A 6252-nucleotide genomic window follows, 5' to 3' on the forward strand; every position below is an offset into this window, starting at 1 on the left:
GCCGTCCGGGTGCCGCTTCGCGCGCCGGGATCGGGGTATCTCCTCCACAGCGACAACAGAACTGATGCACTGTCAGTCGACCGTCTTGGGTCGCCCCCTCCGGGCCGCCGCCTCCGCACGGGAGGACGGCCGGAAATACCCGGGCCGACTGTCCGGGGCAGGCCGTAGGCTTGCCCGAAGGTGATCCCCAGGAGGAGCGTTTTGACCCCACGGAAGCCGGTCCGGCAGCCGGAGTACGAGTACCAGTCCCTGCGCATGCCGCGCGGCACCACGCGCAACGCGGCGCGCCAACTGCTCACCGAGCACGCCGAGTACGGGCACTGGGAGCTCGACCGGCTCAGGTTGTTCCCCGATGGCAGCCGGACGGTCCGGCTGAAGCGGCGGATCATCCGGCAGGTCCGGAGCTGGTGACGGGCGGGGCACCGCGGCCCCGGGCAGGAACCGCACCGAGCTTTCGCGCATCCGCGGCCGCCCGTTCACTCGGCGGCCGCGGATGCGTCGTTCCTGCGGTGGGTGCGCGCGCGTCCGGCTCAGCGCGCACCCCGGTCCCCGGTCGGCTGCGTCAGCGGGCGCCGGCCCGGGCCCGACGGTAGAGCACGCCGCCACCGAGCAGCAGCGCGAGACCGGCGGCACCGAGCAGCTCGACGTCACCGGCACCGGTGGAGGCCAGCTGGGCGGCCGGAGCCTGGACGCTCCGACCGGCGACGGCGGGCGCCACGGCGGCCGCAGTGGACGGGCCGCCGGTGCGCGGGACGCCCGGGACCTCCTCGGCGGAGGTCTTCGGCGGGGTCGGGCAGGCCTCGGCGCAGCCCTCAACCGGCTTCGGCGGGGCCTTCTCCACATTGGCGCAGTGGTTGCCGAAGGCCGGGTTGCCGACGCCGACCACGTTCACCGAGTTGCCGCAGGCGTTGACCGGGACGTCCACGGGCGCCTGGACGCTGTTGCCGGAGATCACACCTGCCGAGCCGGTGGCGACGCCGGAGGCGCCGGCGCCCGGGACAGCGGTGGCGCCCGGGACGGCGGTGGCGCCCCAGGTGCTGGAGCTGTCGGCACCGCCGCCACTGCCGGTGTGGCCACCGCCGGTGGCGCCGTCGGGCCGGCCGCTGTGGGCGGGCTTGGGTGCCGAGTGGCTCCCGCCGTGGTTGACGTTGGCGCAGTGGTTGCCGAACGACGGGTTCAGCAAACCGATCACGTCGATCGTGTTGCCGCAGGCATTGATCGGCACCTCGATCGGCACCTGCACCGAGTTGCCCGAGACGACGCCGGGCGAACCGGTGGTACCCCCCTGTGCCTCGGCTCCCCCCGCATAGGCGTAGCCGGCGGCCGAGGCCAGCACACTGCCGGTGGCCACGGCCGTGAGGATCCCCTTCTTGGCTACATTCCTCATGTTTTCCCCTGACATTTCGAGACGACGTGTTGACCTTGACATGAACCTTCGAGCAAGTCGGAATTTCGGTATATCCGTAAATCACGCAAGGGCTTCGGCTGCACACGGGTTAACGAGGATCCAACGGGGAGGTTGAGCCGAACGAATCGGCTTCACCCGATCGAGCGATCGCGTCGGATCCCGCGTATCCGGCGACCGCCGGGGCCGGCCGGAGTGGTCCGGCCCGCACCGGATCACCGGGGAACGCGAACGCCCCCGGTGCGGCGCTTCCGCCGCCCGGGGGCCGGGTCGAGTCCGCTCAACAGGCCTCGATGGCCCGGAGGTTGACTCAGGCGTTGACGCAGTGGTTGCCGAACGCCGGGTTCAGCACGCCGACGACGCTCACGGTGTTGCCGCAGAGGTTGACCGGGACGTGCACCGGAACCTGGATCTGGTTGCCCGAGAGGACGCCCGGGGAGCCCGCGGCCACGCCCTCGGCACCGGCGTGAGCGGACGCGACACCGGCGGCGGCGAGCACCAGGCCACCGGTGGCGGCGGCGACAGCGGCGATCTTCTTGACCTTCATCATTCCTCCTGTATGGACAACGCAACCCGTTCGGCGGGCTGCACAGGGATGAACGACGCTGCGGCAAACGGGGTACGGAGCGGATCTCGCATTCACCCGCAACGGTGAGGCCTCGCACAAATGATCAGCTTGGGATTTCATGAAGAATCGATTCTGTCGATCTCCTTCTTCCTGTCCCACAATCATCAGCTCGGACAATGCGGTCGGCCCGCCCCCGGCACTGCGGGAACGGGCCGACCCAGTCGCCTGATCAGGAGTTCAGCAGGCGTCGATGAAACGGTCCAGCACCCGGACGCCGAACTTCAGACCGTCCACCGGCACCCGCTCGTCCACGCCGTGGAACATCCCGGCGAAGTCCAGCTCCGGCGGCAGCTGGAGCGGCGCGAAGCCGAAGCAGCGGATGCCCAGGTCCTGGAACGACTTGGCGTCCGTCCCGCCCGACAGGCAGTACGGCACCGCGCGGGCGATCGGGTCCTCGGCGCGCAGCGCGGTCTGCATCGCCTCGACCAGGGCGCCGTCGAAGCCGGTCTCGATCGCCTTGTCCGAGTGCAGGCTCTCGCGCTTCACGCGCGGACCGAGCACGCTGTCCAACTCGGCCAGGAACTCCTCCTCGTAGCCGGGCAGGAAGCGCCCGTCCACATGTGCGGTGGCCTGACCGGGGATCACGTTCACCTTGTAGCCGGCGCCGAGCATGGTCGGCTGGGCGGTGTTGCGCAGCGTCGTGCCGATCATCTTGGCGATGCCGCCGAGCACGCGCAGCGTCTCGTCCATGTTCTCCGGGTCCAGCTCGACCCCGAGCGCGTCCGACAGCTCGTCCAGGAAGGCCCGGACGGTCTTGGTGATCCGCAGCGGGAACTGGTGCCGGCCGAGCCGGGCGACCGCCTCGCACAGCTCGGTGATCGCGTTGTCGTCGTTCTCCATCGAGCCGTGGCCCGCCCGGCCCTCGACCGTCAGGCGCATCCAGTGCATGCCCTTCTCGGCCGTCTCCACCAGGTAGAGGCGGACCTGGTCGTTGACCGTGAAGGAGAAGCCGCCGACCTCGCCGATCGCCTCGGTCACGCCCTCGAACAGCCCCGGGTGCTTGTCGACCAGGAAGCGCGCACCGTAGGTGCCGCCGGCCTCCTCGTCGGCGAGGAAGGCCAGCACGATGTCGCGCGGGGGCTTGCGCCCGGTGCGCAGCCGGTCGCGGATGACGGCCAGGGTCATCGCGTCCATGTCCTTCATGTCGACCGCGCCGCGCCCCCAGACGCAGCCGTCCGCGATCTCGCCGCCGAACGGGTCGTGGGTCCAGTCCGCGGCGTTGGCCGGCACCACGTCGGTGTGGCCGTGGATCAGCAGGCCCGGACGGGAGCGGTCCTCGCCCTCGATCCGGACCACGGTCGAGGCCCGGCCCTTGGCCGACTCGAAGATCTTCGGTTCGAGCCCGAACTCGGCGAGCTGCTCGGCCACGTACTCGGCCGCCTTCCGCTCCCCCGGGCCGGAGCCGTCCCCGTAGTTGCTGGTGTCGATCCGGATCAGATCGCGACAGATCTCGGCGACCTCCGACTCAGCCGTCACCTTCGGCGCCGCCGACTCGCTCCGCTCGCTCACGGTCACTCCTCGTCTTGGGCCCGCACCGACGCACCAGCGCGCCACCCCCGGGACCTGCACCCGGGCCGTACGAGCACGTCCACCCATCCTCCCCCAGCCCCGGATCCCGATCCACCCCCCGCACACCCCCGAAACCCCCTGGTCACGCCACCGCCACACGCCGCCTCTTGCCCCCGCCACCGGCCGTGCCCGCCCGCCGGGAACCGTTTTGGGACCCCAAGCCGATCTTTGCTACAGTTACATCTGTCAGCGCGACGGACGAGAGATCGGAAGCCGCGAGGGCGACACCCGGTCCGGGTGGCGGAATGGCAGACGCGCTAGCTTGAGGTGCTAGTGCCCTTTATCGGGCGTGGGGGTTCAAGTCCCCCCTCGGACACCAGTGAAAGGCCCCAGTCATCTGGGGCCTTTCTGCTTTCCAGCCGCGGTTCTCAGCTGCGGCGCGACCGGCCGCGGGCGGGATGCCCGGCCGGTGGGTACCGGCCGGGCATCCGGACGGACCTGATCCGGCGGGACGGTGCCGGGGTCACGCCCTCGACAGCGGGGTTCGGTCAGCCCTTCGGGGCGCTGGCACCCGCACCGGTGAAGGAGCCGGAGACGCCGTTGTCGTCCGCCCAGATCCAGAAGTCGGCGTGCGAGATGCCGTCGGGACCGACGTGGGACTCCACAGCGGCGACGCCGGCACCGTTCTGGTTGGCGACGAAGAAGCCCTTGCCGAAGTTCGCGTCGATGCCTTCAGTGGCCGAGGCCAGGCCGGCGCAGCCGATGACGAGCGGGACGGTGAGGGCGCCGACAGCCACGACTCGCTTGAGAGCACGCATGAAGATCTCCTCCACGGAGTTTCCGGATCCGGTGGCGGCGCCGGTCGGCCCCGCCGCGAATCAGACAGCCACGGCCCGCATCCGGTCGCAAGCGACGCCACGCCCGGCCCGACCTCACGTTCCGTCAGAAACGCCGCTCCGACCAGCGGAAATGCAGTTCGTATGCCTATCGCCGAGGATCAGTCGGCTGGAGCAGACGAACGTCGCCCTCCGTCCCGACCGAGCTCCCGCCGCGGGCCGTCGCCGCTTCGCCCCACTTCCCGCGGGCGTCATTCGAACGGGCCAATACACGGCCGGGACGTACGGGAACGGCTGGCTGGCGGCGCGGACGCCGACGGGTTCCCGCAGGTCACGCGTCCGACTTCGGTCGAAGTCTCGTCCACGGCCAGCGAGTTGGCGGTCCACCATCCCCTTGAAAGGTGCCCTGCACAGTACAGAACGACTTCGTCATGAAGCAGGTGGCCCAACTGCGGCACCGGCGCCTGCGGCTGACGGAGAACCAGCAGCAGATCGAGCAGCACCTGACCGCGGTCGCGGACGGCCCGGGCCCGAACGTCGGCCGCGCGGCCGGCCCCGGGTACGGCGAGCCCGACCGCCCCAGCGGCCCCGTCAGACCTGGCGGGCGTCGGTGCCCAGGGCGCTCTCGATGCCCTGGACCATCCGCCACAGCGGTGCCCGGCGGCTGGCGACCAGGACCACGACGTCGTCGGACTCGCCCTCGGCGGCGGTCTCGGCCGGGCGGTCGCTCCAGGTGCCGGTGACGAAGGCCATCGCCGCGTCCACCTCGACCACCCAGTCGCTCTCCCCGCCCGAGCGCAGCCAGGTGCGCAGGGCGTGGTTGTGCGCGGAGACGACGGCCGCGGCGATCACGTCCGCGCGCAGCGGGCCGTCCGGGCGGTCGGCGAAGCGGCCGCGCAGGTAGGCGGCGAGGGTGTGCTCGTAGCGCCAGACCACGGACAGCTCGTACGCCCGCAGGTTGGGCACCTTGCGGGTCAGGCGGTAGCGCTGGACGGAGAAGGAGGGCTGCTCGGCGTACATCCGCAGGACCAGGCGGGCGGCGTCACAGGCGTGCTTGACCGGGTCCTCCTCGCCGGTGCCGGAGTCCAGGAACTCCGTCATCTCGGCGAGGCTGCGCTCGTGGTCGGGGAAGACCACGTCCTCCTTCGCCGGGAAGTAGCGGAAGAAGGAGCGCCGGCCGACGCCGGCCAGCGAGACGATGTCGTCGATGGTCGTCTGCTCGAAGCCTCGCTCCAGGAAGAGCTCGAAGGCCGCGGCCACCAGCGCCTCGCGCATCGCCGGCTTCGAGGGCCCGTCATTCATGGGCTGGTCCTGCTCTTCCTTCTCGCTCATTCACCGGAACCTAACATCCACGCCGAGGGCCCGCGCCGACGGACGGGCCGCTCACGGGCCCGGCCGCCGGTGCACCTCGGGGCGGGTTACGGGAGGTTGCGGGCCATCACGATCCGCTGGACCTGGTTGGTCCCCTCGTAGATCTGCGTGATCTTCGCGTCCCGCATCATCCGCTCCACCGGGTAGTCCCGGGTGTACCCGTACCCGCCCAGCAACTGCACCGCATCCGTGGTGACCTCCATCGCCACATCCGAGGCGTAGCACTTCGCCGCCGCCCCGAAGAACGTCAGGTCCGCGTCCCCGCGCTGCGACTTGGCGGCCGCGACGTAGGTCATCTGACGGGCGGCCTCCAGCTTCATCGCCATGTCCGCCAGCATGAACTGGACCCCCTGGAACTCCGCGATCGCCTTGCCGAACTGCCGGCGCTCCTTGACGTACCCCTTCGCATAGTCCAGCGCACCCTGCGCGATGCCCACGGCCTGCGCGGCGATGGTGACGCGGGTGTGGTCCAGGGTCTTCATCGCCGTCGCGAAACCCGTACC

7 protein-coding genes and 1 tRNA gene are annotated in these 6252 nt (G+C 70.8%); 2 read left to right on the top strand and 6 right to left on the bottom strand.

Annotation, left to right across the window (positions count from 1 at the left end):
- Positions 1-201: 201 nt before the first annotated feature.
- Positions 202-411, top strand: coding sequence for a DUF5703 family protein (locus AB0O11_RS13760; protein WP_224285495.1), 210 nt, complete (start codon positions 202-204; stop codon positions 409-411).
- A 151-nt stretch (positions 412-562) separates the two neighbouring features.
- Here AB0O11_RS13760 and AB0O11_RS13765 read toward each other — a convergent pair whose 3' ends face one another.
- The 3 genes from AB0O11_RS13765 to AB0O11_RS13775 all read right to left on the bottom strand — a co-directional run bounded on the left by AB0O11_RS13765 (position 563) and on the right by AB0O11_RS13775 (position 3542).
- On the bottom strand, positions 563-1387 hold the full coding sequence (locus AB0O11_RS13765) for a chaplin (RefSeq protein WP_363385470.1): 825 nt from the start codon (positions 1385-1387) through the stop codon (positions 563-565).
- A gap of 328 nt (positions 1388-1715) precedes the next feature.
- Positions 1716-1952: a chaplin gene (locus AB0O11_RS13770; protein WP_363385523.1), complete on the bottom strand. Its 237-nt coding sequence runs from the start codon at positions 1950-1952 to the stop codon at positions 1716-1718.
- A 258-nt stretch (positions 1953-2210) separates the two neighbouring features.
- On the bottom strand, positions 2211-3542 hold the full coding sequence (locus tag AB0O11_RS13775; RefSeq protein WP_363385472.1) for a M20/M25/M40 family metallo-hydrolase: 1332 nt from the start codon (positions 3540-3542) through the stop codon (positions 2211-2213).
- Positions 3543-3833: 291 nt separating this feature from the next.
- Here AB0O11_RS13775 and AB0O11_RS13780 point away from each other — a divergent pair.
- Positions 3834-3921, top strand: a tRNA-Leu gene (locus AB0O11_RS13780).
- Positions 3922-4090: 169 nt separating this feature from the next.
- Here AB0O11_RS13780 and AB0O11_RS13785 read toward each other — a convergent pair.
- The 3 genes from AB0O11_RS13785 to AB0O11_RS13795 form a co-directional block, all read right to left on the bottom strand.
- Entirely contained in the window at positions 4091-4360 is a 270-nt protein-coding gene (locus AB0O11_RS13785; RefSeq protein WP_363385475.1) for a hypothetical protein, read from the bottom strand.
- Positions 4361-4969: 609 nt separating this feature from the next.
- The gene (locus AB0O11_RS13790) at positions 4970-5710 is read right to left on the bottom strand and encodes a TetR family transcriptional regulator (protein WP_363385477.1); all 741 of its coding nucleotides are present in this window, start codon (positions 5708-5710) and stop codon (positions 4970-4972) included.
- Between the two features lie 86 nt (positions 5711-5796).
- Positions 5797-6252 (bottom strand): acyl-CoA dehydrogenase family protein (locus tag AB0O11_RS13795; protein ID WP_363385480.1); only part of this gene is annotated, 456 nt, incomplete at its 5' end.

The organism is Kitasatospora sp. NPDC093102 (genome assembly GCF_040683915.1).
In the GTDB taxonomy this organism is placed as follows: domain Bacteria; phylum Actinomycetota; class Actinomycetes; order Streptomycetales; family Streptomycetaceae; genus Kitasatospora.

Excerpts from the sequence above, each read along its gene's own strand:
- AB0O11_RS13770 (WP_363385523.1), bottom strand. The coding sequence starts at position 1,952 with ATGAAGGTCAAGAAGATCGCCGCTGTCGCCGCCGCCACCGGTGGCCTG.
- AB0O11_RS13785 (WP_363385475.1), bottom strand. The coding sequence starts at position 4,360 with ATGCGTGCTCTCAAGCGAGTCGTGGCTGTCGGCGCCCTCACCGTCCCG.
- AB0O11_RS13765 (WP_363385470.1), bottom strand. The coding sequence starts at position 1,387 with ATGAGGAATGTAGCCAAGAAGGGGATCCTCACGGCCGTGGCCACCGGC.
- AB0O11_RS13790 (WP_363385477.1), bottom strand. The coding sequence starts at position 5,710 with ATGAGCGAGAAGGAAGAGCAGGACCAGCCCATGAATGACGGGCCCTCG.